Raw genomic sequence first — 24,791 nt, 5'->3', positions numbered from 1 at the left:
CGATCCGCTACGGCACGGCGCGCTCGCCGCGAACGAAGTCGATGAACGCGCGCAGGGTCGACGGCATCTGCCGCCGGCTCGGATAGTACAGATGGAAGCCGGGATAGTGGGGACACCAATCCTCGAGAACCCGGATCAGCCGGCCCTCGGCGACGAGGCGCTCCACCTGGATCTCGAACAGATAGGCGACGCCCGCGCCCTCGAGCGCCGCCTGCAGGATGTGGCCCTGGTCGCTGAGGACGAGCGGCCCCTGCACCGACACATTGAAGGCGATGCCGCCCCGCTCGAATTCCCAGTCGTAGAGGCGGCCGCTCGTGAAGCGCAGTTGCAGGCACGGCAGATCGCGCAGGTCTTCCGGCGACGAGGGCAAGCCGTGGCGCGCGAAAAGATCCGGCGTCGCGACCACGGCCGATCGCTGGCGAGGCCCGATCGGCACCGCGATCATGTCCTGCGCGACCGTCTCCCCGAAGCGGATGCCGGCATCGAAACCCTCCGACACCATATCGACGAGCGCGTTGTCGGCCACGATCTCGAGCGTCATCGCGGGGTGGAGCTCCAGAAACCGCGTCGCATAGGGGAGCAGCACCATCTGCGTCGCCAGATGCGCCGCGTTCAGGCGTAGATGTCCGATCGGCTCGTCGCGATAGGTGTTGAGGTCGTCCAGCGCATCGGCGATGTCGCGGAAGGCGGGTTCGATGCGCCCGTAGAGCCGCGCTCCGGCTTCCGTCAGTGCGACGCTGCGCGTGGTGCGGTTGACCAGCCTGACCCGCAACCGCTCTTCCAGGACTTTCAGGCCATGGCTGACGGCGGAGGGCGTGCAGCCGAGTTCGTCGGCCGCACGCCGAAGGCTGCGATGCCGCGCCACCGCCATGAACAGCGACAGCGATCCCGTATCGTTTTTCATTGCTGAGCTCAGCTCATCAAGCCGATGACGATTGAATGGATACAGTCATCTGAGCGGCAGGCCTACCTTTCCTCCATCGGCGCTGGGCCGAGCATCCGAGAGAGAGGATCATGAGAACCTGGTTCATCACCGGCGCATCGCGCGGCTTCGGCGCTCTCGTCGCGAAACGCGCTTTGGAGAAGGGAGACGCCGTCGTGGCGACGGCGCGCGACCCGCGCAGCATCGTAGCGGCGCTCGGCGAGCATCCCGACCTGCTGGCCGTGCGCCTCGACGTCACCGACGAGGCACAGGCCCATGCGGCGGCGGGCGAGGCGATCCGGAGCTTCGGCCGCATCGACGTGCTGCTCAACAACGCGGGCTTCGGCCTCCTCGGCGCGGTCGAGGAAGCCACCGCCGCGGAGATCGAGGCCCTCTACCGGACCAACGTCTTCGGCGTCCTCAACGTCTGCCGGGCGGTGCTACCCTCGATGCGGCGCGCTCGCAGCGGCCACATCCTGAACATGTCGTCGGTGGGCGGCTATCGCAGCGGCCCGGGTTTCGGCGTCTACTGCTCGACCAAATTCGCCGTGGAGGGTCTGACCGAGGCGCTGGCGGCGGAACTCGCGCCCCTCGGCATCAGGGCCACGATCGTCGAGCCGGGCTATTTCCGCACGGATTTCCTCGACGCACGCTCGCTCAGCGTCAGCGGCAACCGTATCGAGGACTACGCCGAGACGGCAGGTGCCGTCCGCGAGCACGCGGCCGGTCTCAGCCATCGCCAGCCGGGGGACCCGGTCAAGCTCGCGGCCGCCTTGGTGGAACTGGGAGGTCGACCGGACGCGCCCCTGCGAATGCCCTACGGCAGCGACACCGTCGCCGCGATCGAGGCCAAGAACGTCTCCGTCGCCGAAGGGCTCGCGACGTGGCGCGAGGTCGCGGTCAGCACCGACTTCCAGGAGCAGGACGCGGCGGTGTGACGTCGGCAAGCTGCGGCGGAGGGCGATGTCGCCCGTCCGCCGGAAGGCTTCAGCGCGGTGCGCGCTTCGCCAGGATGCGCTGCAGGGTCCGGCGGTGCATGTTGAGGCGCCGCGCCGTTTCCGAGACGTTCCGGCCGCAGAGTTCGTACACGCGCTGGATATGCTCCCAGCGGACCCGGTCGGCCGACATCGGGTTCTCGGGCGGGTTCGCCCTCTCGCCCGGCTCGGCCTTCAGCGCGGCGTGGATCTCGTCGGCATCGGCCGGCTTGGCGAGATAGTCGAACGCGCCGAGCTTCACGGCCGTCACCGCGGTCGCGATATTGCCGTAGCCGGTGAGGATCACGCCGCGGGCATCCGGCCGGCGCTCCTTTAGCCTCGCGATCACGTCGAGGCCGGAGCCGTCGCCGAGGCGCATGTCGATCACGGCGAAGGTCGGGGCCTTCTGCTCGATGGCGGTGAGGCCTTCCTGCACGCTCTCGGCGACGCGAACATCGTAGCCGCGGCCCTCCATGGCCCGGGCCAGCCGGCTGGAGAACGGCCGATCATCGTCGACGATGAGAAGGCTCATTTCGGTGCCTGAGAAGGGGATCGGCAATTCTGACATCAGGGTCTGCGGTTGCGCCATGGGAACGCTCCTGGGCTCTGAGCTTACGGAGATATAGGAACGATTTCGGCGTTGGTGAGGCCATCGGCCGCATCGTCCGTGTTGCTGCGCACATCGCGTTCGAATTCCTCCCGTGCCCAGACGATGCGGGCCACGGCACCGCCCTGCGGGCCGGCATTGAGCAGGGTCAGGTTGCCCCGCGATCGCTCGATCAGCGTCTTCGCGATGAACAGGCCGAGGCCGAGGCCCGACCCCTCGCCGTCCCGCCCTCGTCCGCGCGTCGTGACATAGGGCTCTCCGATGCGCAGGAGCACATCCGGCGCGAAGCCGGGCCCGTCATCGGCGATCTCGATCGACACGGTCTCGTCCGTCCAGCGTGCGGTCATCGACACCTTCGTGCGCGCGAAGTCGGCGGCATTGTCGAGAAGGTTGCCGAGTCCGTAGATCAGGCCCGGCGAGCGTCGGCACATCGGCTCGGTCCCTTCCCCGGAGCGCTCGACCTCGATCTCGACATCGAGCGCCCGGTCCGGGCCCGCGACCTCCTCCAGAAGCTGCCCCAGGGACATGATGGCGAAGAAGCCGGCCTCGTCGTCGTCCCCGAGCGAGGTCAGTTTCGACAGGATCACCCGACAGCGCTCGACCTCCCCCCGCAGCAGCGCGATATCCTCGGCGATGGCACTGTCCGGCTCAGCCTGATTGGCGAGTTCCTTGGCGACGAGCCTGATCGTCGCCAGCGGCGTGCCGAGTTCGTGCGCCGCCGCCGCCGCGAGGCCGTCGAGCTGCGAGAGATGCTGCTCGCGCGCGAGGACGAGCTCGGTCGCGGCGAGCGCGTCGCCGAGCTGCCGCGCCTCCTCCGCGATCCGGTAGGCGAAGGCTCCAGTGAAGGCGAGGCCGAGGAGGATCGCCGCCCAGATCCCGGCGACATACATCCAGGGCAGGTCGAGGCCCCCGGGCGGGCTCCAGGGCAGCGCCATATGGTAGCGCGCGAGGATGCTGGCGCAGGCCGCCGCGACGAGGCCGAGCCCCAGGGTCCGCATCGGCGAGAGCGAGGCGGCGGACATCAGGACCGGCGCCAGGAAGAGGATGGCGAAGGGGTTCTGCAGCCCGCCGGTCAGGAACAGCAGGACCGCGAGCTGCACGATGTCGAAGGCGAGCAGCGCGAAGGCAAAATCGTCACTCAGGCGATAGCTCGCCGGCGAGCGCAATTGCAGCCAGAGATTGACCGCGACCGACGCCGCGATCGCGAGCACGCAGAAGGCGAAGGGCAGCTTGTAGCCGAGCTGGAACTTGACCAGCGCCACGGCGAGGCACTGCCCCGTGACCGCGAGCCAGCGCAGCCGCACGAGCGTGTCGACCTTCAGTCGACGCGCTTCGCGGCCGAAGGCCAGGATCTCGTGGTCGATCATCACACCCTCGCCTTCCCCGTCAGCGGTTCATGCTGATCATCGGCACGGCCCCGCCGGGGACCATCGTCGTCGGCAGGACTCCGTTCCACCGCTCGGCCTGGACGAGATTGACGAGGTGGGGATTGTCGCCGAGCGCCGCGCCGCGCGCGCGGATGGCGGTCGCCTCGGCCTCACCCTTCACCCGGATGGCATCGGCCTCGGCCTGGGCCTGGGCACGGACCGCATTGGCGCGGGCCGTGGCCTGCGTGACCGTGATCTCGGCCTGCACCTTCTCGCGGTCGGCATTCTGGCGCAGCCGCTGCACCTCGACCTCCGCCAGCATGCGCTGCTCGATCGACTGTTCGTAGGCCTTCGAGAAATCGATGCTCTCGATCTGCACGGATTCGATCTCGATCGGTCCTTTGACGGAGTTCTCGATGGCCTGCGCGACCTCGGCATTCAGCTTGCCGCGATCCTGGATCGCGCTGACGGCCGTATAGCCGCCGAAGACGATCTTCGATTGCTGGTTGACGTAGGGGCGGATCATGCGGGCCAGCGCCCCCTCGACCGATCCGTAGAGGGAGTACAGGTCGGCCACCCGGTCCGGCGACACCCGGTAGTTCACCGACAGCTTCAGCAGCGCCGGCTGCTGGTCCTTCGAATAGGTATGCATGTTGTCGAAGTTCTCGACATGCGTCTGCACCGAGATCTTCTGGACCGTATCGATCAGCGGGAGCTTGAAGCCGAGCCCCGGCTGCGCGACGCCGATGAGCGCTCCGTTCCGCAAGATGACGCCACGGACACCCTGGTCGATCGTGTACCAGGTGCCGAAGAGGACCGACAGACCCGCCAGCACGACAACCGTCGCAACGACGATGCTCAGAATCCGATTCATGCCACCCCCCGGCCAGTTGGAAGACCCGGGCGCTGTTTAAGGGCGGAACCGGGCCGCGTCAGCGAAATTGCTGAGCGATCCCGTGACCGAAATGTCGCGCCGCCCCCATGTTCACCTTGGATCAAGGCGAAAGATGTTGGACAGGCTTGCTGAACTGAGGTCTCCTGACCGTCCGGCCTCCGATGGCCCGGACGGCGCGTCAGTCGGAGTCGAGATGGACAACGCGTATTTCTGGTACGACGCCGCCCAGATGTGGCTGGCGCCGGCCCGTGCGGCCAACGACATGGCCCGGCTGATGATCGACAATCCCCTCAATCCGCTGCGCGGGACGCCTGCGGCGCGCTCGCTCCTCGCGGCCTGCGAGATGTTCGAGCGGATGACCCGCCGCTACGAGAAGCCCGCCTTCGGGCTGGCCTCGACGATGGTCGGCGGAGAGCGGGTCGCCGTGACCGAGGAGATCGTCTGGTCGAGGCCCTTCGGCAACGTGATCCGCTTCCGGCGCGGCGGCCGGATCCGCAAGCAGCCGAAGCTCCTGATCGTCGCGCCGATGTCGGGCCATTACGCCACGCTGCTGCGCGGCACGGTCGAGGCCTTCCTGCCGACCCACGACGTGATGATCACGGACTGGGCCGACGCGTCCATGGTGCCGCTGACGGACGGCTTCTTCGGGCTCGACGACTATATCGACTACGTCAAGGAGATGTGCCGGGACCTCGGTCCGGATCTCCACCTCCTCGGCGTCTGCCAGCCGTCGGTGCCGGTGATCGCGGCCGTCGCCCGCCTCGAGGCGGAGGACAGCCCGCATATTCCGCTCTCCATGACCCTCATGGGCGGGCCGGTCGATACGAGGCGGTCCCCCACCGCCGTGAACCTGCTCGCGGAGGAGCGCGGGGTCGACTGGTTCAAGCGCCATTGCATCCACACCGTGCCCTTCGGCTATCCGGGCGCGATGCGGCAGGTCTATCCGGGCTTCCTCCAGCTCTCGGGCTTCATGGCCATGAACCTCGACCGCCACGTGACGGCGCACCGGGACATGTTCAACCACCTCGTGCGGGACGACGGCGACGCGGCGGAGAAGCACCGCGAGTTCTACGACGAGTATCTCGCCGTGATGGACCTGACCGCCGAGTTCTATCTCGAGACCGTCGAGAAGGTCTTCGTCGAGCATTGCCTCCCCAAGGGGGAGATGACGCATCGCGGGCAGCCGATCGACCTGATGGCCATCCGCCGCTGTGCCATCATGGCCGTCGAAGGCGAGAAGGACGACATCTCGGGGATCGGCCAGACGCTCGCGGCGCTGGATCTGACGCCCAACCTGTCCTCGGACAAGAAGGCGTATCACCTTCAGCCGCGGGTCGGCCATTACGGCGTCTTCAACGGCTCGCGCTTCCGCGCCGAGATCGCGCCGCGCATCACCGACTTCACCATCACGCACGACATGGCGGCGCGGGGCGTGCCGATCCGTGCCGCGGCGCCGGCTCGCTCGGACGAGCCGGAACTGTTCCCGCACCCGGCTGAAGCCGCCGGCTCGCGCTGACCTGCCCCGACGGGGCGAGGTGACAAGCCGGGCGTCCGAAGGCAGATTCCGGCCATGCTCCGGCTTCGGCGATTCCTGCGATTCGGCGCCTCCCCCGCGGAGCCGGACAGCCTGACGGTCACGGCCGGCGGCCGACCGGTCGCCGTCGGGCTCCGGCGCCGGGATAGCGCGAGGCGCATCACCCTGCGCGTCTCGTCGGCGACCGGAGAGGTGCTGCTGACGCTGCCGCCGCGCGCCGATCTTCGCTCTGCGCAGTCGTTCCTCGATGCCCATGGCGGCTGGATCGCCAACCGTCTCGCGCGCGTGCCGGAGCGGGTGCCCTTCACGGCGGGAACCAGCATCCCGCTTCGCGGCGAACCCCACCGGATCGTTCATTGGTCGCGCGTCCGGGGGCTGACGCGGCTTGCCTCCGATCCGGACGGGGACATCGTGATCGCCGTGTCGGGCGAGGAAGCCGCGGTTCCGGGCCGCGTGCGCCGCTTCCTCGCCGCCGAGGCCGAGACCGATCTCAGGGAGGCGGCCGGCCGCCACGCCGCCGCGCTCGGGGTCTCGTTCACACGGCTTTCGCTGCGCGATACCCGCAGCCGCTGGGGCTCGTGCTCCTCGACGGGGTCGCTGAGCTTCTCCTGGCGCCTGATCCTGGCGCCGCCCTTCGTGCTGGATTACCTCGCCGCCCACGAGGTGGCGCATCTCAAGGAGCTGAACCATTCGTCGCGGTTCTGGCGCCACGTCCACCGCCTCTGCCCGCGCACGGACGAGGCGGAAGCCTGGCTCAATGGCAACGGGAGCGGGCTGCACCGATATGGGTGACGACCCAGGCTCCTCGGCCTCGTGCGGTCAGGGCTGACCCCAGGCCTTATAGGCTTCTTCGATCACGCGATTGCCGCCGACGCCCTTCTCGAAGACGAGGGTCGCGCGCGTGCCGGACGCGAAGCGCAGCGGCACCTCGATCCAGTTGCGGTTGCGGATCAGTTCCGCGTTGCGCTCGAGGTCGCCGCGCAGATCCGACAGCCCGATCAGGAACAGGTTCTCCTTCACAGGGACCGAGAGGGCCGCGACCGGCAGGCCGCGCGCCGAGTCGTCCGCCCGGAACAGAGGCGGATTGACGTCGCGGACCATCTTGTTCGTGTCGCCCGCCGGGCTCGTCGTGAAGGCCAGCTCCATCGTGTGCGAGGCCGGCAGCGACTTGTCGAGATTCTTGCGCAGGGTGAGATGCAGGACGAGCCCGGCATCCGGGATCTCGACCGTCGCCCTGACGGCCGTCTCGAGCGGCTGGCCCTGCCCCGGATTGAACGCGTCGAGGCGCCAGAGCGCGCGGCCCGACGTCACCTTCGGCTGCTGCGGGTCCTGGGTGTTTTCCTCGACCAGCGCGGCCTTCTGCGCCACCGGCACTTCGGCGGCCGGCGCTGCTGCGGCCGGGGGCTTGCTCGCCGGGGGAGCCTGCGTCGGCTTGGCCGCCCCGCCGCTCTCGGGCGCCGGCTCTCCGCCGACGCGTTCGGGAAATTTGGGCTCGCTCGGCGCCGGCGCCGGCTGCGTCTCGACGGGACGGCTCGTCGCCACCTCCGACGGGGCTGCCGGCTTGTCGCGCCACAGCCACGCGGCGACAGCGAGCGGAACGATCACGGCCACGAGACCGAAGGCGGTGAGAAGCGAGCGTCCGCGCCGCGGGCTCCGGATCGGCGTTCCGCCAACCCGCGGCCGCACGGGCTCGACCGCCGGTTCCGGCGGCTCGGGCGGAAGAGGCGCCGCCGCGCTCCGTTCGGAGGCGGAATAGGCGCGCTCGGCACGCGAGATGGCCTCGTCGAGCGACGCGATCTCGCGGGCGAGCTCCTCGTCCGCCAGCGGCGGTTGCACGGCCCGCAGCTGGCTCGTCAGAGCGGCCCTGGCCCGGTCGAAGACGAGCGCGCGCGTGTCGGGCGTATTGTCCGACAGGCCATCGAGGGCTCGCGCCAGCAGGGGATAATAATCGGCCATCGTCCGGTCGGTCGGCCCTGTGTCCCGTCAGTCTTCGAAAGGATTCCGAACGAGGATCGTATCGTTCCGCTCCGGCGAGGTCGATAGGACCGTCACCTGGGCTCCGATCAATTCCTCGATCCTGCGGACATATTTGACCGCCTGGGCGGGAAGCGAGGCCCAGGAGCGAGCCCCCGCCGTGGTCTCCCGCCAGCCCTCGATCTCCTCGTAGATCGGCTCGACCCGGGCCTGCGCGGCCTGGCACGCGGGCAGGTGGTCGATCACCTCGCCGTCGAGCCGATAGGCGGTGCAGACCTTGAGCTGCTCGAACCCGTCGAGCACGTCGAGCTTCGTCAGGGCGATGCCGTCGATGCCGCAGGTCTTGACCGTCTGGCGGACGAGCACCGCATCGAACCAGCCGCAGCGGCGCTTGCGGCCCGTCACGACGCCGAATTCGCGGCCGCGCGAGCCGAGAAGTTCGCCGATCTCGTCGGTGAGCTCGGTCGGGAACGGCCCCTCACCGACGCGGGTCGTATAGGCCTTGGCGATGCCGAGGACGGTGCCGAGCGCCTTCGGACCCATGCCGGATCCCGTCGCGGCCTGCGCCGCAACGATGTTCGACGAGGTGACGAAGGGATAGGTGCCGTGGTCGACGTCGAGCAGCGCGCCCTGCGCACCCTCGAACAGGATGCGCTTGCCGGACCGCCGGACGTCGTCGAGAAGCGACCAGACGCGCTCGACATAGGGCAGCACCTTCGGCGCCAGCGCGACCAGCTCGGCCAGCAGCGCCTCGCCATCCACTTCCTCGATGCCGAGCCCGCGGCGCAGCGCGTTGTGGTGAGCGAGGAGGCGCTCGATCTTCGTCTTGAGAACGGCTTCGTTGCCGAGATCGACGACGCGGATCGCGCGGCGGCCGACCTTGTCCTCGTAAGCGGGGCCGATGCCGCGCTTCGTGGTGCCGATCTTCAGCCCGGCATTCGCCGTCTCGCGGAAATGGTCCAACTCGCGGTGCAGGGGCAGGATCAGGGTCGCGTTGTCGGCGAGCTTCAGCGTCTCCGGCGAGATCTCGACGCCCTGTCCGCGAAGCGAATCGATTTCCTGGACGAGATGCCAGGGATCGACGACGACGCCGTTGCCGATGACCGCGAGCTTGCCCGGACGCACTACGCCCGAGGGAAGCAGGGAGAGCTTGTACGTCGTCCCGTCGATCACGAGCGTATGGCCGGCATTGTGCCCGCCCTGGAAGCGCACCACCACGTCGGCCTGTTCGCACAGCCAGTCGACGATCTTGCCTTTGCCCTCGTCGCCCCATTGGGCGCCGACAACCACCACATTCGCCACGGATCACCTCGACGGTCGATCGGACACAAAAAACCCGGCTCTCGGCCGGGCAACACCGTTCGACGTGTTGCGGCGTGTTCTCTCCGATCGCGCCGCAAGGGTCAAGCCGAGGCCGGATTCGCGGGAACCGCAGCCCGCTTGAGACCTTTTATCCTTGGGATACGGAGGAAGCGCATGAAACGCATCATTGCCTCGCTCGGATTGGCCGGCTGGATCCTGTCCGGGGCGGCTCTGGCCCAGCCCGCGTCGAATCCCGACACCGTGATCCGGGGCGGAGGAATTCCGCCAGTCGGCGATGCCCCACCCGCGACAGCCGGTGCCGCCGACCGCACCGGCTCCATCGCCGAGACCGGCCGGCGAAAGCCCCCCGGCGCTCCCCTCGGCGAAGGCAGCGGCACCCGGCCCGATCTCGACCGGAAAAGCCAGGAGATCGACCGCCGCATCCGGACAGGCATCTGCCGGGGATGCTGACGGTCGGCCCTGGGCGGCCGCTCAGGCGTTGGCGCCGCCGTCGACCGTGATGCTCGTGCCCGTGATCTGGCGCGCGCCGGATCCGGCGAGGAAGGAGACGGCGGCCGCGATATCCTCCGGCCGTCCGTATCGGCCGAGGGCATTGAGCGCCAACTGCGTCGCCGCGGCTTCGCCGTTGGCGGGGTTCATGTCGGTATCGGTCGAACCCGGCAGGACAAGGTTCACCGTGATGGCGCGTCCTCCGAGTTCGCGCGCCAGGCCCTGCGTGAACGAGAGCAGGGCCGATTTCGTCATGGAATAGACGGTCACTCCGCCAAAGGGCACGCGCTTGGAGAGCGACGAGCCGATGGAGACGATCCGTCCGCCATCCGGCAGATGGGCCAGGGCGGCCTGGGACGCGAGAACCACCGAGCGGATATTCACCGCAATGAGCGCGTCGATATCCGCGAGGGTCGTCTCCGCCAGCGGACCTCCCCGCACGATGCCGGCATTGTTGACCAGGATATCGAGACCGCCGAGCTTCGCCGCCGCCTCGTCGACGGAGCGCTTCACTGCCGCTGCGTCGGCGCTGTCCGCCTGAAGGGCGAAGCCGCGCCGCCCGAGGGCTTCGATGCCGCGCACCACCTCCGCCGCCCGGTCGGCCGATTTCTCGTAGGTGATCGCCACGTCCGTTCCCGCCTTGGCGAGATCGAGGGCGATCGCCGCGCCGATGCCACGTGAGGCGCCGGTGACCAGCGCCCGCTTTCCGCTCAAATCCGACACGTCCGCACTCCATTCTGTGTTGATCGATACACAATCTTAGAACGGTTGCCCGCCGCCTCAAGCGATTTATAGATCGTTCGATGCAGAATGTGTCCGACCACACCGCGGCCTCGGTCCGGCGGCGGGGACGCCCGCGAGGCTTCGACCGCGATGCCGCGCTCGCCGCAGCGATGACGCTGTTCTGGCGAAAGGGCTTCTCGGCGACCTCGCTCTCCGATCTGACCCAGGCGATGGGCATCGGCTCGCCGAGCCTTTACGCGGCGTTCGGCTCGAAGGGAGGCCTCTATCGGGAGGCGCTCGAGTTCTACGAGGCGCAGAATGGCCACCGCATCTGGTCCCGCTTCGGCGAGGCCGCGACGGCGCGGGAGGCGATCGAGGCGTTTCTTCTCGACTCCGCCGCCGGACTGGCGGGATCCAGCGAGGCCCCTTGCGGCTGCATGGTGACGCTCTCCGCGGTGGGCGGCGAGGGATGCGAGGACCTTGGGCGTCTCGTCGCGTCCATGCGGGCCGAGAGCCTGACCCGCCTGCGAGGGCGGCTGGACCGGGCGGTCTCCGAAGGCGAGTTGCCGGCCGGCATCGATACCGGAGCGATCGCCCGCTTCTATGCGGCCGTCCAGGGAGGCCTCTCGCTCCAGGCGCGCGACGGAGCGACGAGGATCGAATTGGAAGGCGTTGCGCGCGCAGCCATGGCGGGCTGGGATGCTCTCGTCAGGTGCGCGCCTGACCGTGCGGTATGACGCCGGCGGTCAGAGAGGGGATCAACCCTCGGCCGGCACAAGCTATGGTTTACTGCGACATCATCTTGAAGATGACGCTCGCGGCTGCGAGGAGGGCGGCGTTGAACCCGCCGATCGCGATGATCGTCGTGAGCCGCGAGTTCTCGATCTTCTGGTTGAGCTCGGTGCGCAGACTGTCGATGTCTCTCTTCGTTGCCACCTCGGCCAGAATGAAGCTTCGCGCCGCAGTCGCATGCGCTTCAGACTGCCTGCGCTCCACGCCCGCCTCTTCAAGAGCACGCGCATAGCCGAGAGTATCGAAGGCGTACGCGTTTGCCATGGCCAGCTTCTACCACGAATCAGATGGGCCAGGGGCCAAATTCGGCAAGGGGCCCATCCGCCAGCAGGCGGCGCTCAGGCCGCCGCCTTCGCCTGAGCCTGAGCCGCAAGGGTGACGTAGTCCGTCTTGCCCGTTCCGAGGACCGGGATCGCGGCACCGGCGATCACCTCGCGCGGCAGCATGATCTCGGGCACCCCGGCCGCGGACGCCGCCTTGGCGATGGCCTCGCGTGTAAGGGCGGGGTCCTCGCTGAGGAGCACGACAGCCTCGCCCTTGCGCGCGTCCGGTCGAGCGACGGCGGCGTGGCGGTGGCCGGGCGAGACCTTCGCGGCGAGATCCTCGACCGCGCCGAGCGAGACCATCTCGCCCGCGATCTTGGCGAAGCGCTTGGCGCGCCCCTTGATCGCGACGAAGCCGTCCTCGTCGATCGCGACGATGTCGCCGGTATCGTACCAGCCATCCGTGACGGGCTCGATCACGCCGGGCGCGGTGTCGCGGAAATAGCCCGCCATCACGTTCGGCCCCTTCACGAGCAGCCGCCCCGCGCCCTCGATGCCGGTCACGGGCTCGATCCGCACCTCGAGGCCCGGCATCGGCCGCCCGACCGTCCCGGCCTTGAAATGCATCGGCGTGTTGAAGGCGATGACGGGCCCCGTCTCGGTCGCGCCGTAGCCTTCGAGGATGCGCACGCCGAACCGCTCCGACCACGTCTTGCGCGTCTCGTCCGAGACCCGCTCGGCGCCCGCTCCGACGATGCGGACGGAATGGAAGTCGTAGGGGTTCGCCATCCGGGCATAGCCGCGCAGGAAGGTGTCGGTGGCGAAGAAGACGGTGGCGTTGGTCTGGTAGATCAGCTCCGGCACGATCCGGTAGTGGAGCGGCGAGGGGTAGAGGAAGGTCTTGATGCCCGCGAGGATCGGCAGCAGCGTGCCGATCGTCAGGCCGAAGGAATGGAACATCGGCAGCGCGTTGAAGACGACATCGCGCGTGTTGAAGGCGATGCGGGCGCCGACCTGATAGCGGTTCGCCTGGAGGTTCCGGTGGGTGAGGACGACGCCCTTCGGCGAGCCTTCGGAGCCCGAGGTGAAGAGGACGACCGCGGCGCTGTCCGGATGGGCATCCTCGTAGGCGAGGAAGGGGAGATAGGATTTCGCGAGCCCGGCGATCTTGTCGAGCGGCCCCACGGTCTCGCGGATATCCTCCAGATAGACGATCCGGACCCTCTTCTCCAGTTCGGCCGCGACGGCCTGGAGCTTCGCCTTCTCCACGAAGCGCCGCGACGAGAGCACCGTCGCCACCTTGGCGATGCGGCAGGCGGCCGCCATGCCGGCAGCACCCGTCGAGACGTTCAGCATGGCCGGCACGCGCTTCGTCGATTGAAGAGCGAAGAAGGTGACGATCGCCCCGACCGAGTTCGGCAGCAGGATGCCGACCGCCTCGCCCTCCGAGGCGAAGCGCCGGAGCTTCGCCCCGAGCACATAGGCACCGGCGATCAGCCGGCCGTAGCCGAGGGGGTTGAAGTCGATATCCTCGATGATCGGCCGGCTGCGCCCGTTCAGCGCGGCGGCGTCGAGGAGCGAGCGGAACAGCGTCCGGTCGATGTTCGAGGACCGGAACAGCGTCTCCGACATCACGTCGTAGAGGCGCTGGCCCGCGATCTTGCGGCGGGCGCGCCCCTTGATCGCGGGATCGACGTCGAGCCGGCAGGGCGGCATCACGGTCAGCGTGATCTTCGGCGCCATCTTGCGCGCGACGCGGCCCGCGAGGCGCGTGAACATCGTGTGCTGGACCCCGTCGATCCGCACCGGGATCAGGTCGGCGCCGGTCCGGTCGGCGACGAGGCCGGGCCCGTCATAGACCTTCATCAGCGAGCCCGTGACGGTGAGCCGCCCCTCGGGGAAGATGACCAGCATGCGGCCCTGCTCGACCTCGCGCGCGAGCGATTTCAGCGCCATCGGGTTGGTCGGATCGAGCGCGGCGTAATCGACGAGCGCGAGGAGCGGGCGCGACCACCACTTCTTGGCGATGGTGGTGTCGACGGCGAAGACCGGGTCGCCCGGCATGAAGGCCGCGACCACGAGGCCGTCGAGGAAGGACTGGTGGTTGGCGACGACGATCCGGCGCGCGCCGGCCTTGGCGACGTTCTCCTCGCCGCGCACCTCGACATCGTAGACGAAGGAGAGGATCGACTTGACGACCGCCTTCAGCACGATCCGCGACAGGAGCCGCACCATGATCAGGGCCGCCACGAGGTTCAGGGCGGCGAGGATCAGGGCGAGGGTCGGCAGCGAGAACTTCAGGGCCGAGGACAGGACCGCGACGACGATCGCGCCCGCCACCATCATCAGCGAGTTGACGATGTTGTTGGCGCCGATCATGCGCGCCTTCGCGTCCTCGGGGGCCGAATGCTGGAGGATCGCGAAGAGCGGCACGGCATAGAAGCCCGCCGCCACGGCGAGGGCGAAGAGGGTGCCGGCGACGAAGATCGCCCCCGGCGCCATGACCACCTCGGCGACGTGCCGGCCGAGGGATGGCGGCGTCGGCAGGGCCGTCATCACCAGCGCGAAGACGACGAGGAGGGCCGACATCGCGAGCGCGGCGAAAGGCACGGGCCGGGGCGAGATCTCGCCCTTGAGGCTGCGCGCGCAGAGAAGCGAGCCGATCGCGATGCCGACCGAGAAGACGCCGAGCAGGACGCTCGCCACGGCCTCCCCGCCCCCGAGAAGATCGCGGGCGAGCGGCGGGACGAAGGAGAGCAGCGTCGCGCCGACGACCCAGAACCAGGAGATGCCGAGGATCGACAGCCACGCCGTTCGGTTCGCCCGCGCCTCCCGCAGGATGCCGAGGCTCGAGGTCGCGCCCATGGCGTTCGGATCGGCGACGGGCGGCGCGGCCGGGATGAACTGCGAGGATGCGAGGCCGATCGCCGCCATGGCGAGCAGCCCGATCGAGACCCAGAAGGCGCCGGATTCGCTGCCAATCAGCGCGCCGCCGAGGATGCTGCCCAGCAGGATCGCGATGAAGGTCGCGCCCTCGACGAGCGCGTTCCCGTCGACCAGTTCCTGCGGCTTCAGATGGGCCGGGAGCAGCGCGTATTTCACCGGCCCGAACAGGGCCGCCTGGCAGCCGAGCAGGAAGAGCACGGCGAAGAGGCCGATCAGGCTGCCGGAGATCAGCGCGAACGCCGCACCGACCATGATGACGATCTCGAGGACCTTGAGCCGGCGCGCCAGCACGCCCTTGTCCATCGTGTCGGCGAGCGTCCCCGCGAAGGCCGACAGGAAGATGAAGGGCGCGACGAAGGTCGCCCCCGCGAGCGCCGTGAGCGAGGCCGGATCGAGCGCGGACGATGCCCCCGCCCGGTAGGCCACGAACAGGGCCATCGCCTGTTTGAAGAGGTTGTCGTTGAAGCCGCCAAGGGCCTGCGTCCAGAAGAGGGGAGCGAAGCGGCGGCTGCGGAGGAGGTGGAAGGAGGTCTGGGCCAAGCTGGCCTCCCGGAGCGCGGGGGAAAGGGCTGATGCGCCGAAGCGCAGACGACGGATCAGAGGTGGCCGGCGGGGCGCAGGACGATCTCGCGAGGCATTCCGGCGACCATAGACGATATCCCCGATGCCGGGTCCACCCCGAGAGGCGGCGGCGAAGGAGTTATTTGAACAACGTTACGCAAACCGATACCGTGGCCGCGAAGCCTGCGCAAGATATAAAATGATCGATGTTCATAAAAAAGCTAGAGGACGCCCCCGCAAGGAAGGCGCGGCCCGGGAGGCGGATCGCGCCGGGATGATCGCGGCGGCCGTCGATCTCCTTCGCGAGGGAGGATCGGCCGCGCTAACGGCCCGCGCGGTGGCCGAGCGGGCCGGCGCGGCGGTCGGCTCGGTCTACGGCGCCTTCGCCAATCTCGAGACGCTGAAGCTCGAAGCCAATGCCGTGACGATGCGGGCGCTCCGGCACCATCTCGTCGACGCGCTCCGTTCCGGGCGCTCCGGCTCCGTCACCGACCGCCTGCTCTGTCTTGCGGAGGCCTATCTCGGTTTCGCGCGGGCGAACCGCGAAGCCTGGGCGGCGATGTTCGACCGCACGACCATCGCCGCGCCTCCCGCCATCGCCGCCGAGATCGCGGCGCTGTTCGCGGTGATCGAATCGGTTCTGGTCGATCTCGACGGCCTGCCGCCGGGCCGCATCCCCCTCGTCGCCAAGGCCCTGTGGTCCAGCGTCCACGGCATGGTCTATCTCGGCGAGGTCGGGGGCCTCGGCCCCGTCGGCCAGGACGACGTGCCCGCCATGATCGAGACCCTGGTGCGGGCGAGCGTGAGGGGGCTGCCGGGAGGAACACACAGCTGAGACCTGCCGCGACCCATCCATCGGCAGGGCTCGACGGGTCCGCGTGTTCCTTCGCCCCTTGCGGGAGAAGGCGCGCGGAGCGCCTTCACGCCTCCTCGTAATTGTCCCGCACGAGCTGTTCCAGCAGCCTGACGCCCCAGCCCGCGCTCCAGGTCTTGTTGATGTCGGTCTGCGGCGCATTCATGCCGGTGCCGGCGATGTCGAGATGGGCCCAGGGCAGGCCGTCCCGGACGTAGCGCTGGAGGAACTGCGCCGCCGTGATCGAGCCGCCATGCCGTCCGCCGGTGTTCTTCATGTCGGCGAATTTCGAATCGATCAGCTTGTCGTAGGCGGGCGCGAGCGGCATCCGCCAGACGAGCTCGCCGGATTTCCGGCCCGCGGCGATCAGCCGGTCCGCCAGTTCGTCGCTGTTCGAGAAGAGGCCGGCATATTCCTGGGCCAGAGCGACCAGGATCGCGCCGGTCAGCGTCGCGAGATCGACGATCATCTTCGGCTTGTAGCGATCCTGGACGTACCAGAGCACGTCGCCGAGGACGAGCCGGCCCTCGGCGTCCGAATTGACCATCTCGACGGTCTGGCCGGAGAGGGTCGTGATGATGTCGCCGGGGCGCTGGGCCTTGCCGTCGGGCATGTTCTCGGTGAGGCCGATGGCGCCGATCACGTTGACCTTCGCCTTGCGGGCGGCGAGGGCGTGCATGAGGCCGACGACGGTCGCCGCGCCCGCCATGTCGCCCTTCATGTCCTCCATGCCGCCGGAGGGCTTGATCGAGATGCCGCCGGAATCGAAGCAGACGCCCTTGCCGACGAAGCAGATCGGCGGCTCGTCGGGCGCCCCGCCCTTCCACTGCATCAGGGCCACACAGCTGTCGTGCGCCGAGCCGTCGCCGACCGCGACGAGGGCACGCATCCCGATCGTGCGCAGGTCCTCCTCGCCGAGAACCTCGACCTCGACGCCGACCGCGTCGAGCGCCTGAGCCCGCCGCGCGAATTCCTCGGGGAAGAGAACGTTCGGCGGCTCGTGCACGAGGTCGCGGGCGAGGTTGATGCCCTCGGCAAGGGCGAGGCCCGCCGCATCGGCGCGCTCGGCGCCGGCCGCATCGGCCACGGCGAAGGTGAGGCGCGTCGGGGAGGCCGCCTCGTCCGCATCCGGCTTCTTCGACTTGAACCGGTCCCAGCGATAGGAGCGCAGCCGCGCGCCCAGCACCATCTCCGCCACGGCCGCCAGCGCGTCCGCCCCCTCGCCGAGATCGGCGAGGACGGTCGCCTCGCGGCCGGAGACCCGACCGGCGATCGCGCCGCCGATAAGGCGCCAGTCCGGCCCCGCCCCGTCCTTCGCGCCGAGCCCGACGACGTGAAGGCTGGCGATGCCGTCGAGTCCGGCCGGCGCCGGCACCGTCATGACCGCCTTGGCCTTGCCCTTGAACCGCTCCGCGGCGGCAGCGCGCCGGATCAGCTCCGCCAGCGCCGCCGGCTGGCCGCCGCCGACCGGCACGAGATCGTCCCGGACGAAGACGACGAGATCCCCTTCGGCGGCAGCGCCCACGGGCCGAAAAGCGATGGTGATCCTGTCCAAGCGAGGCTCCTGGCGGTCTCTGTGGAATCGTCAGGTGCCATAGAGCACCGGGCGTGCGCTCCGCCAATGGCCATCGGCACCGCCGCAGGCCAAAGCATTGTCGCGTCTGCGTCACACTCGCCCGCGGCCTCGTTTCCGACGAAGTCGAGACCGACAGGTGTGGCGGCGGCGTCATTGCCGGGAGCCTCCTGCCGAGCTAGCCCTCGGCACTGATCGCCATGTCCCTCGTCGAGCGCTACATATTCCGCATTGCGGCAGGGGCCTTCATCGGCTGCCTCGTGGCGCTGACGGGCGTGATCTGGCTGACCTCGGCCCTCCGCCAGCTCGACGTGATCACCGCCCAGGGCCAGACCCTGCTCGTCTTCCTGTCGGTGACGAGCCTGACGCTGCCGACCCTCATCGCCGTGATCGCGCCGGTCGCGCTCTTCGTCGCGGCGATCTACGCGCTGAACCGGCTGAACGGGGATTCGGAGCTCATCGTGATGAGCGCGGCCGGCATGTCGCCGATTCGCCTGATGCGGCCCTTCCTCTCCCTGGGGCTGATCGTCGCCGCGATGGTCGGGATGCTGACCATCTACCTCATCCCCGCCTCGTTCCAGGAGCTGCGCGACCTGATCTCGCGCATCCGCGCGGATTTCGTGGCCAACATCGCCCAGGAAGGCCAGTTCACGACGCTCGATAACGGCGTCACCTTCCATTACCGGGAGCGCTCGGGCCCCGCCCTCCTCGGCATCTTCATGCAGGACCGGCGCGACGAAGGCCGGACCGTGGTCTATCTCGCCGAGCGCGGCCAGACGGTCGAGGAGAGAGGGCAGAGCTATCTCGTGCTCGAGAACGGCAGCGTCCACCGCCAGCGCGCGGATGCCGCCGATTCCTCGATCGTCGCCTTCAAGCGCTATGCGATCGACCTCGCCGCCCTGAACCAGGAGGCGAGCGAGATCGTCTACAAGCCGCGCGAGCGCTCGACGGGCGACCTCCTGATGCCGGACACGTCCGACATCTATTACAACATGCAGCGCGGCCGCTTCCGCGCGGAGCTGCATGACCGCCTGAGCGCCTGGCTGTTCCCGCTCGCCGTGGTGTTCATCGCCTTCGCGGCCCTGGGCCGGGCCAAGACCACGCGCCAGGGACGCGGCATGGCGGTCGGAGGCGCCGTCGTCGCCGTGGCGGCCCTGCGCATCGCGCTGTTCGCCGCGTCGAGCGCGGTGGTCCGCAGCCCCGCCGCCGCCTTCGCGGTATGGGGCCTTCCCCTGCTCACGATCCTGATCTCGACCCTGATGATCACGAGCGGCTCGCGCCTCTCGCTCGCGGTCGAGCGCGTTCTGCGCGGCCTCCTCTCCCTCGTGCCGGCGGCCCTCCTCCCGCCGCGGCTGCGCGGGGCCTGAGCCATGCTGATCGGCAGGACCCTCGGCCTCTACATCTCGGCCCGATTCCTCCGGACGATCATGCTCGTCTTCGCGACGGTGTTCGGCCTCGTCTTCACGCTCGATTTCATCGAGCTGCTTCGGCGCGCCGGCGACGCCGCGGGGGCGACCCCGCTCGTGATGGCGCAGCTCTCGCTGTACCGAACCCCCTCCATCGCCGAGCAGGTCCTGCCTTTCGCGGTGCTGTTCGGCTCGATGGCGACCCTCCTCAACCTGTCGCGCCGGCTGGAACTGGTGGTCGCGCGCGCGGCCGGCATCTCCGCCTGGCAGTTCCTCCAGCCCGGCCTCGCCGTCGCCGTCGCGCTCGGAATCGTCTCGATCTTCGCCTTCAACCCGATCTCCGCCTCGCTGAAGGAGCAGGCGAGCCGGATCGAGGCCAAGATCTTCGCGCGCAAGGCGAAGGGGCTCGGGCCGGAATTGTGGATCCGCCAGAAGAGCCTCGACGGGCAGGCGGTGATCCGGGCCGAGGCCGCTGTCGCTGCGACCAACACCCTGACGGGCATCGCCATCTTCGTCTTCGATCCGGACGGACGCTTCGTCGAGCGGGTCGAAGCGCAGGACGGGGTCCTGCGGGAGGGCTACTGGGAGTTCCACAACGCCCGGGTCTCGACGACCTTCGACGAGCCGCAGACCTATTCGACCTATCTCCTGGCCACCAATCTCGACCCGAGCCAGGTGCGGCAGACTTTCACGCCCCCCGAATCGGTGTCGTTCTGGAAGCTCGGCGAAACCATCGCCCGGGCCGAGAGCGCAGGCCTCGATGCGAGCCGCTACCGTCTGCAATACGACGTGCTGCTGGCTCGGCCGCTGCTCTTCGTCGCGATGGTTTTCCTGGCCGCTTCCGTTTCGTTGAGGTTTTTCCGCTTCGGTGGCGTGGCCAAGATGGTGCTCGGTGGCGTGGGTGCCGGGTTCGTGCTCTATGTCGTGACGGAAGTCATGCGCGACTTGGGCGGAGCCGGCATCGTCGGGTCCTGGGCGGCAGCTTGGCTTCCGGCGATCATGGGCAGCTTGCTCGGAACGCTGGCACTCCTGTACCAAGAGGATGGGTGATGATCCTCGGCCAGCGTAACCGGCATGGAGTATCGATGGGGGTTCGTCGAAGCACGGTCGTTGCGGCGGTCGCGTTGGCGCTCGGCAGCGTCAGCCTGACGACGCTTGCGCGCGCCCAGACGGCGAACGACCTCATCGCCCGCAAAGCGGGCGCCCAGAGCGACAAGTCGCGCCTTCTCGTCGAAGGCCGCGAGATCGTCTACAACCGCGACAAGAACACGGTCGCGGCATCGGGCGATGTCGAGCTGAACTATGGCGGCCGCACGCTCCAGGCCGACCGCGTGACCCTCGACCGCACGAACGGCCGCGTCCACGCGACCGGGAACGTGCGGATGATCGAGGCGAACGGCACCGTCACGACCGGCGACCGCTTCGAACTCACTGACGATTTCAGGACCGGCTTCATCGACAGCCTCCGCTCGGTCCAGGAGACGCGGGACGCTCAGGGTCCCGTGGTGACGCGATTCTCGGCGCCGCGCGGCGAGCGCGTGGACGGCCAGACGACAACCTTCCAGAACGGCACCTACACCGCCTGCGAGCCCTGCCGGGACAATCCCGAACGGCCCCCGCTCTGGCAGGTGAAGGCCGCGCGCGTCATCCACAACAACGAGGAACGCCGGATCTATTACGAGAACGCCACAATCGAGGTCGCAGGCGTTCCGATCGGATTCTGGCCCTATTTCTGGACGCCGGACCCGTCCGTGAAGCGCGAATCCGGCTTCCTCGCGCCTCGCTACATCCACACCAAGGCGCTCGGCTACGGCGCGGCGATCCCCTATTTCTGGGCCATCTCGCCGGACAAGGACCTGACGCTCTATCCGACCTTCCACTCGCGTCAGGGCTTCCTGATGCAGGCGGAGTACCGGCAGCGCTTCCACACGGGCGGCCTCAACATCCGCGCCGCCGGCATCGCGCAGCAGGACGAGGACGCCTTCCTCCCCGGCCCCTACGGCGCGGGTGACCGGCGCTGGCGCGGCTCGATCGAGACCACCGGCCGGTTCAACATCAACGAGAACTGGCATTACGGCTGGGACGTCGCCCTTCTCTCGGACAAGTGGTTCCTGCAGAACTACAAGATCCGCAGCGAGAGCTTCGCCGCCACGAACTACGTGCTGCCCGAATCGACCTCGCAGGCCTTCCTGCGCGGCCAGGGCGACCGCTCGTTCTTCGACATGCGGGCGATGTATTTCCAGGGGCTGTCCTTCGCCGATTGGCAGAAGCAGCTGCCGGGCATCACGCCGGTCATCGACTACGACAAGCGCGTGAACGGCCCCGACCCGATCGGCGGCGAGGTGCGGTTCCAGTTCAACTTCGCCAACATCAACCGCGCCGCGACGCAGTTCAGCTCGACCTCGATCGCCAACCGCGCCTACCCCTACGCACCGCCGGGCTTCCAGTCCGTCCTGCCGACCGCCTACGGGACCGGTCTCTACGGCACCGCGATCCCCTACGAGAGCTGCGCCGTCTTCCAGCGCGGCGCCTGCATCGTGAACGGCCTCGCCGGGAACTTCGCCCGCGTCTCGGCCGAGGCCTCCTGGCGCCGCCGCTTCATCGACGATGCCGGCCAGACCTGGACGCCCTTCGCCTATCTGCGGGCCGACGGGTTCTTCAACAACTTCGACGGCGACGGCTATCAGAACTACGCTGTCACGAACTTCATCCGCACGCAGGGCAACGATTTCGTCGGCCGCGTCATGCCGGCGGTCGGCCTCGAATACCGCTATCCGTTCGTCGCCGATGCCGGCCGCTACGGCGTGCACACCGTGCAGCCCATCGGCCAGATCATCGCCCGGCCGAACGAGACGGGCTATCGCCGCATCGCCAACGAGGACGCGCACAGCCTCGTCTATGACGATTCGAACCTGTTCGACTGGGACAAGTTCTCCGGCTACGATCGGGCCGAGGGCGGCGTGCGCGCCAATGTCGGCATCCAGTACAACGTCGCGACCCCGTCCGGCTGGACCGGCAGCGCCCTGTTCGGCCAGTCCTATCAGGTCGCGGGCCACAATTCCTTCGGGGCGGCCGACCTCCTGAACACTGGAGCCGGCTCGGGCCTCGACAGCAGGGCCTCCGATTTCGTGGGCCGCGTCCAGGTCAATCCGAGCGAGAACTTCTCGCTGATCACGCGCGGCCGCTTCGGCAAGGACGACTTCTCGGTCAACGGCTTCGAGGCCCAGGCGGTCGCGAATTTCAAGCCGTTCTTCCCCATTGCGGCCTCGCTCACCTATGCCCGCTACGAAGCCCAGCCTCAGCAGGGCTATCTGTACCGGCGCGAGGGCCTGCGCCCCGCCGTCGCCTGGGACATCACCCCGAACTGGTCGATCGGCGGCTCGGTCCTGTTCGATCTCGACCGCTATCTCGAGCTGCGCGACACCTATGCGACGGCTTTGGGTGGCCTCGCCGCGATCGACAAGCGGACCGAACGCTGGACGGTCGCGCAGACGAATATCGGCCTGACCTATCGCGACGAATGCACGACGCTGAGCGTCAACTACCTGACCTCGCCGCGTCTCGCCGCGACGGGCATGCGCGACACGGACCGGACCGTCCTGGTCCGGCTCGAATTGCGGACGCTCGGCCAGAGCAACGTCTCGCAGAGCATCTCGACGACGACCGCCGACGGCATCGCGACCCGGTGAGGGACGCGACAGCCGCCCTCGCACCATGACCTCGACGCCTCCCCTGGCCCTGACGCAGGGGGACCCGGCCGGGATCGGCCCGGAGATCACCCTGCGCGCCTGGATCGACGGCCGCGCGGGGCCACCCTTCTTCGTCCTGTCGGATCCAGCCCTGTACGAGGCGGCGGCGAGCCGCCTCGGCCTCGACGTGCCGGTGCGCGCGACGAGCCCCGAAGAGGCGGCGAGCGTCTTCCCGGACGCCCTCCCCGTCGTGCCGCTCGGCATCCCCGTCTCTGCCGCCCCAGGCAGGCCCGATCCTGCCACGGCCGCGGCGACCATCCTCTCCATCGACCGCGCGGTCGCGCTCGTCCGCGAGGGCCGCGCGGCGGCCATCGTGACCAATCCGATCGCCAAGCACGTCCTCTACGAGGCCGGCTTCGCGCATCCCGGCCATACCGAGTATCTCGCCGCCCTCGCGGCGGAACCGGGCGAGCCCGCGCCGATGCCCGTGATGATGATCTGGAGCGAGGGCCTCGCCGTCGTCCCCGTCACCATCCACGTCGCGCTGCGGGAGGTGCCGGCGCTCCTGACGGCGGACCTGATCGTCGAGACCGCGCGCATCGTGGCCCATGACCTCGCGACGCGGTTCGGCATCGCCGCGCCGCGCCTCGCCCTCGCCGGCCTCAATCCCCATGCCGGCGAAGGCGGCGCGATGGGCACCGAGGACCGCGACATCGTGGCCCCCGCCATCGAGCGCCTGCGCGCCGAGGGAATCGCGGCGAGTGGGCCTCACCCGGCCGACACCCTGTTCCACCCGCGGGCGCGCGAGCGCTACGACGTCGCTCTCGCCATGTATCACGACCAGGCCCTGATCCCGATCAAGACCATCGCCTTCGACGAGGGCGTCAACGTCACCCTCGGCCTGCCCTTCATCCGGACGTCGCCCGATCACGGCACTGCCTTCGACATCGCCGGGCGCGGCCTCGCCCGCGCCGACAGTCTCGGCGCCGCGATCGGACTCGCCGGCCGCCTCGCGGCGAGGGCGGCAGCGCGGTGACGATCGACGGATTGCCGCCGCTGCGGGAGGTCGTGAGCCGCCACGGGCTCGCCGCCCGCAAGGCGCTCGGCCAGAACTTTCTCTTCGATCTGAACCTCACCGGCCGCATCGCCCGCGCGGCCGGGCCGTTGGAGGGCCATACGGTGCTGGAGGTCGGGCCCGGCCCCGGCGGCCTCACCCGCGCGCTCCTCGCGGAAGGCGCCGGGCGCGTCGTCGCCATCGAGCGCGACCCGCGCTGCCTGCCGGCCCTCGCCGAGATCGAGGCTCGTTATCCCGGTCGCCTCGACGTCGTGGAGGCGGATGCGCTGGAGATCGACGCCGCCTCGCTCCTCGGGTCCGGCCCCTCCCGGATCGCGGCGAACCTGCCCTACAATGTCGGCACGGCGCTTCTCGCCTCCTGGCTGTCGGTGCCCGACTGGCCGCCGCCGTGGTCGAGCGCGACCCTGATGTTCCAGCGCGAGGTCGCCGATCGGATCGTCGCCGGGCCGGACGATCCCGCCAATTACGGGCGGCTCGGCGTCCTGTGCGGCTGGCGCTGCCGCTCCCGCATCCTGTTCGACGTGCCGCCGCAGGCCTTCGTGCCGCCGCCCAAGATCACCTCGGCCGTGGTGCTGATCGAGCCGAGCCCGGCTCCCCTCCCCGCGCGCCCGCAGATGCTGGAACGCGTGACCCGCGCCGCCTTCGGTCAACGCCGCAAGATGCTGCGCCAGAGCCTCAAGGGGCTCGGCACCGATCCGGCCCCGCTGCTGGAAGCCGCCGGCATCGAAGGCACGCGCCGCGCCGAGGAGGTTCCGGTGGCCGGCTTCTGTGCCATGGCGATCGCGCTGGAGGCGATCATGGCCGCTCAACCCGGCACACGCTGAC

At 69.1% G+C, this 24,791-nt stretch carries 21 protein-coding genes; 11 read left to right on the top strand and 10 right to left on the bottom strand.

The window, feature by feature from the left end:
* Positions 1-7: 7 nt before the first annotated feature.
* On the bottom strand, positions 8-904 hold the full coding sequence (locus tag EV668_RS18575; protein WP_133772842.1) for a LysR family transcriptional regulator: 897 nt from the start codon (positions 902-904) through the stop codon (positions 8-10).
* Between the two features lie 110 nt (positions 905-1,014).
* Here EV668_RS18575 and EV668_RS18570 point away from each other — a divergent pair, with 110 nt between their 5' ends.
* Positions 1,015-1,860, top strand: coding sequence for an oxidoreductase (locus EV668_RS18570; RefSeq protein ID WP_133772840.1), 846 nt, complete (start codon positions 1,015-1,017; stop codon positions 1,858-1,860).
* Positions 1,861-1,909: 49 nt separating this feature from the next.
* On the opposite strand, the gene EV668_RS18565 is transcribed toward EV668_RS18570, so the two are convergent.
* Genes EV668_RS18565 through EV668_RS18555 form a run of 3 tightly spaced genes read right to left on the bottom strand, consistent with a single transcriptional unit; the run spans position 1,910 to position 4,744 of the window.
* Entirely contained in the window at positions 1,910-2,485 is a 576-nt protein-coding gene (locus EV668_RS18565; protein WP_133772838.1) for an ActR/PrrA/RegA family redox response regulator transcription factor, read from the bottom strand.
* Between the two features lie 23 nt (positions 2,486-2,508).
* On the bottom strand, positions 2,509-3,870 hold the full coding sequence (locus tag EV668_RS18560) for an ActS/PrrB/RegB family redox-sensitive histidine kinase (protein WP_133772836.1): 1,362 nt from the start codon (positions 3,868-3,870) through the stop codon (positions 2,509-2,511).
* Positions 3,871-3,889: 19 nt separating this feature from the next.
* Positions 3,890-4,744 (bottom strand): prohibitin family protein, encoded by an 855-nt coding sequence (locus EV668_RS18555; protein WP_133772834.1) that lies wholly within the window; start codon positions 4,742-4,744, stop codon positions 3,890-3,892.
* A gap of 214 nt (positions 4,745-4,958) precedes the next feature.
* On the opposite strand from EV668_RS18555, the gene EV668_RS18550 reads away from it, so the two are divergent.
* Together EV668_RS18550 and EV668_RS18545 are read left to right on the top strand one after the other, a co-directional pair.
* Positions 4,959-6,281 carry a polyhydroxyalkanoate depolymerase gene (locus EV668_RS18550; RefSeq protein ID WP_133772832.1) on the top strand — a complete coding sequence of 441 codons (1,323 nt, stop codon included), beginning with the start codon at positions 4,959-4,961 and terminating at the stop codon, positions 6,279-6,281.
* Between the two features lie 54 nt (positions 6,282-6,335).
* Entirely contained in the window at positions 6,336-7,091 is a 756-nt protein-coding gene (locus EV668_RS18545; protein ID WP_133772830.1) for a M48 family metallopeptidase, read from the top strand.
* Between the two features lie 27 nt (positions 7,092-7,118).
* On the opposite strand, the gene EV668_RS18540 is transcribed toward EV668_RS18545, so the two are convergent.
* On the bottom strand, positions 7,119-8,255 hold the full coding sequence (locus EV668_RS18540; protein WP_133772827.1) for a histidine kinase: 1,137 nt from the start codon (positions 8,253-8,255) through the stop codon (positions 7,119-7,121).
* A gap of 27 nt (positions 8,256-8,282) precedes the next feature.
* Positions 8,283-9,575, bottom strand: a complete 1,293-nt coding sequence (locus EV668_RS18535) for an adenylosuccinate synthase (protein ID WP_133772825.1) — start codon at positions 9,573-9,575, stop codon at positions 8,283-8,285.
* 174 nt (positions 9,576-9,749) lie between these two features.
* On the opposite strand from EV668_RS18535, the gene EV668_RS18530 reads away from it, so the two are divergent.
* Positions 9,750-10,046 carry a hypothetical protein gene (locus EV668_RS18530; RefSeq protein ID WP_133772823.1) on the top strand — a complete coding sequence of 99 codons (297 nt, stop codon included), beginning with the start codon at positions 9,750-9,752 and terminating at the stop codon, positions 10,044-10,046.
* A gap of 21 nt (positions 10,047-10,067) precedes the next feature.
* On the opposite strand, the gene EV668_RS18525 is transcribed toward EV668_RS18530, so the two are convergent.
* Positions 10,068-10,808 carry an SDR family NAD(P)-dependent oxidoreductase gene (locus EV668_RS18525; protein ID WP_133772821.1) on the bottom strand — a complete coding sequence of 247 codons (741 nt, stop codon included), beginning with the start codon at positions 10,806-10,808 and terminating at the stop codon, positions 10,068-10,070.
* An 80-nt stretch (positions 10,809-10,888) separates the two neighbouring features.
* Between EV668_RS18525 and EV668_RS18520 the strand changes: the two genes are divergently transcribed.
* On the top strand, positions 10,889-11,545 hold the full coding sequence (locus EV668_RS18520; protein WP_133772819.1) for a TetR/AcrR family transcriptional regulator: 657 nt from the start codon (positions 10,889-10,891) through the stop codon (positions 11,543-11,545).
* A 49-nt stretch (positions 11,546-11,594) separates the two neighbouring features.
* On the opposite strand, the gene EV668_RS18515 is transcribed toward EV668_RS18520, so the two are convergent.
* Together EV668_RS18515 and EV668_RS18510 are read right to left on the bottom strand one after the other, a co-directional pair.
* Positions 11,595-11,864, bottom strand: a complete 270-nt coding sequence (locus EV668_RS18515; RefSeq protein ID WP_133772818.1) for a hypothetical protein — start codon at positions 11,862-11,864, stop codon at positions 11,595-11,597.
* Between the two features lie 74 nt (positions 11,865-11,938).
* Complete coding sequence (locus EV668_RS18510; protein WP_133772816.1) at positions 11,939-15,349, bottom strand: acyl-[ACP]--phospholipid O-acyltransferase; 3,411 nt, start codon at positions 15,347-15,349, stop codon at positions 11,939-11,941.
* Positions 15,350-15,644: 295 nt separating this feature from the next.
* Here EV668_RS18510 and EV668_RS18505 point away from each other — a divergent pair, with 295 nt between their 5' ends.
* Complete coding sequence (locus tag EV668_RS18505) at positions 15,645-16,205, top strand: TetR/AcrR family transcriptional regulator (protein WP_245513301.1); 561 nt, start codon at positions 15,645-15,647, stop codon at positions 16,203-16,205.
* Positions 16,206-16,290: 85 nt separating this feature from the next.
* Here the strand turns inward: EV668_RS18505 and EV668_RS18500 are convergent, their stop codons facing one another.
* The gene (locus tag EV668_RS18500) at positions 16,291-17,778 is read right to left on the bottom strand and encodes a leucyl aminopeptidase (RefSeq protein ID WP_133772812.1); all 1,488 of its coding nucleotides are present in this window, start codon (positions 17,776-17,778) and stop codon (positions 16,291-16,293) included.
* A gap of 218 nt (positions 17,779-17,996) precedes the next feature.
* On the opposite strand from EV668_RS18500, the gene lptF reads away from it, so the two are divergent.
* Genes lptF through rsmA form a run of 5 tightly spaced genes read left to right on the top strand, consistent with a single transcriptional unit; the run spans position 17,997 to position 24,790 of the window.
* Positions 17,997-19,163, top strand: coding sequence for an LPS export ABC transporter permease LptF (gene lptF / locus EV668_RS18495; protein ID WP_133772810.1), 1,167 nt, complete (start codon positions 17,997-17,999; stop codon positions 19,161-19,163).
* 3 nt (positions 19,164-19,166) lie between these two features.
* The gene (gene lptG / locus EV668_RS18490) at positions 19,167-20,252 is read left to right on the top strand and encodes an LPS export ABC transporter permease LptG (protein WP_133772808.1); all 1,086 of its coding nucleotides are present in this window, start codon (positions 19,167-19,169) and stop codon (positions 20,250-20,252) included.
* 35 nt (positions 20,253-20,287) lie between these two features.
* The gene (locus EV668_RS18485) at positions 20,288-22,891 is read left to right on the top strand and encodes an LPS-assembly protein LptD (RefSeq protein ID WP_133772806.1); all 2,604 of its coding nucleotides are present in this window, start codon (positions 20,288-20,290) and stop codon (positions 22,889-22,891) included.
* A 25-nt stretch (positions 22,892-22,916) separates the two neighbouring features.
* Complete coding sequence (gene pdxA / locus EV668_RS18480) at positions 22,917-23,927, top strand: 4-hydroxythreonine-4-phosphate dehydrogenase PdxA (protein ID WP_133772805.1); 1,011 nt, start codon at positions 22,917-22,919, stop codon at positions 23,925-23,927.
* Positions 23,924-24,790 (top strand): 16S rRNA (adenine(1518)-N(6)/adenine(1519)-N(6))-dimethyltransferase RsmA, encoded by an 867-nt coding sequence (rsmA, locus tag EV668_RS18475; RefSeq protein ID WP_133772803.1) that lies wholly within the window; start codon positions 23,924-23,926, stop codon positions 24,788-24,790. Before pdxA ends, rsmA begins: the two co-directional genes overlap by 4 nt.
* Position 24,791 lies beyond the last annotated feature (1 nt).

The sequence above is a fragment of the Enterovirga rhinocerotis genome, assembly GCF_004363955.1.
Taxonomy (GTDB): domain Bacteria; phylum Pseudomonadota; class Alphaproteobacteria; order Rhizobiales; family Beijerinckiaceae; genus Enterovirga; species Enterovirga rhinocerotis.
The sequence above is the reverse complement of the archived record's forward strand: the minus strand, read 5'-3'. Positions and strand labels throughout refer to the sequence as shown.

What these genes read in the sequence shown, in the direction of transcription:
- EV668_RS18520 (WP_133772819.1), top strand. Translation starts at nt 10,889, where the DNA reads ATGCAGAATGTGTCCGACCACACCGCGGCCTCGGTCCGGCGGCGGGGA.
- EV668_RS18505 (WP_245513301.1), top strand. Translation starts at nt 15,645, where the DNA reads ATGATCGCGGCGGCCGTCGATCTCCTTCGCGAGGGAGGATCGGCCGCG.
- EV668_RS18530 (WP_133772823.1), top strand. Translation starts at nt 9,750, where the DNA reads ATGAAACGCATCATTGCCTCGCTCGGATTGGCCGGCTGGATCCTGTCC.
- EV668_RS18540 (WP_133772827.1), bottom strand. Translation starts at nt 8,255, where the DNA reads ATGGCCGATTATTATCCCCTGCTGGCGCGAGCCCTCGATGGCCTGTCG.
- EV668_RS18565 (WP_133772838.1), bottom strand. Translation starts at nt 2,485, where the DNA reads ATGGCGCAACCGCAGACCCTGATGTCAGAATTGCCGATCCCCTTCTCA.
- EV668_RS18545 (WP_133772830.1), top strand. Translation starts at nt 6,336, where the DNA reads ATGCTCCGGCTTCGGCGATTCCTGCGATTCGGCGCCTCCCCCGCGGAG.
- EV668_RS18550 (WP_133772832.1), top strand. Translation starts at nt 4,959, where the DNA reads ATGGACAACGCGTATTTCTGGTACGACGCCGCCCAGATGTGGCTGGCG.
- lptG (WP_133772808.1), top strand. Translation starts at nt 19,167, where the DNA reads ATGCTGATCGGCAGGACCCTCGGCCTCTACATCTCGGCCCGATTCCTC.
- EV668_RS18570 (WP_133772840.1), top strand. Translation starts at nt 1,015, where the DNA reads ATGAGAACCTGGTTCATCACCGGCGCATCGCGCGGCTTCGGCGCTCTC.
- pdxA (WP_133772805.1), top strand. Translation starts at nt 22,917, where the DNA reads ATGACCTCGACGCCTCCCCTGGCCCTGACGCAGGGGGACCCGGCCGGG.
- EV668_RS18560 (WP_133772836.1), bottom strand. Translation starts at nt 3,870, where the DNA reads ATGATCGACCACGAGATCCTGGCCTTCGGCCGCGAAGCGCGTCGACTG.
- EV668_RS18485 (WP_133772806.1), top strand. Translation starts at nt 20,288, where the DNA reads ATGGGGGTTCGTCGAAGCACGGTCGTTGCGGCGGTCGCGTTGGCGCTC.
- EV668_RS18575 (WP_133772842.1), bottom strand. Translation starts at nt 904, where the DNA reads ATGAAAAACGATACGGGATCGCTGTCGCTGTTCATGGCGGTGGCGCGG.
- EV668_RS18515 (WP_133772818.1), bottom strand. Translation starts at nt 11,864, where the DNA reads ATGGCAAACGCGTACGCCTTCGATACTCTCGGCTATGCGCGTGCTCTT.
- lptF (WP_133772810.1), top strand. Translation starts at nt 17,997, where the DNA reads ATGTCCCTCGTCGAGCGCTACATATTCCGCATTGCGGCAGGGGCCTTC.
- EV668_RS18555 (WP_133772834.1), bottom strand. Translation starts at nt 4,744, where the DNA reads ATGAATCGGATTCTGAGCATCGTCGTTGCGACGGTTGTCGTGCTGGCG.